Source organism: Salinimicrobium oceani, from assembly GCF_012037645.1.
This window is the reverse complement of the sequence record NZ_JAAVJR010000688.1, coordinates 1-438: the sequence shown is the minus strand read 5'-3', so window position 1 is coordinate 438 and position 438 is coordinate 1. Positions and strand designations below refer to the sequence as shown.

The 438-nt window shown below is 42.5% G+C and carries 1 protein-coding gene; it reads right to left on the bottom strand.

Annotated features, from left to right (window positions below; translation table 11 throughout):
- Positions 1–101: 101 nt before the first annotated feature.
- The coding region (locus HC175_RS18885) for a c-type cytochrome (RefSeq protein ID WP_168139728.1) at positions 102–438 on the bottom strand (337 nt) is incomplete at its 5' end.

Genomic DNA, 438 nt, shown 5'->3' with positions numbered 1-438 from the left:
TCACCTCTACCATTGAACCAGACTGGCTATAAGCCTGGCTCTGGATCATTACCGCGATGCAAATTGCCAATCTGATTAATGTTTTCATGATATAAAGATAACTATTTTACTTTTTTCACCATTTCCCGGGTAACTTCAGACTTGTTGTTGCCCCAGTTGTTGTAAACGTAAGTTAGAACTGCAGCTACATCCTCATCAGATATATTTTGCTTTGGCATGGCACTGTTGTACACATTTCCGTTCACCTGGATCTCACCGGTCAATCCAAACTTCACTACTTCAATCGCACGGTGTACATCCTTATTCAGGTAATCTGAAGATGCAATCGGAGGGAAAGCATTAGGTATTCCGGCACCGGTTGCCTGGTGACAGGCAAGACAGCTTTGAGTATATACCTGTTTTCCTCTTTCCATTTTTTCGTCCATTGACATTTCGGCA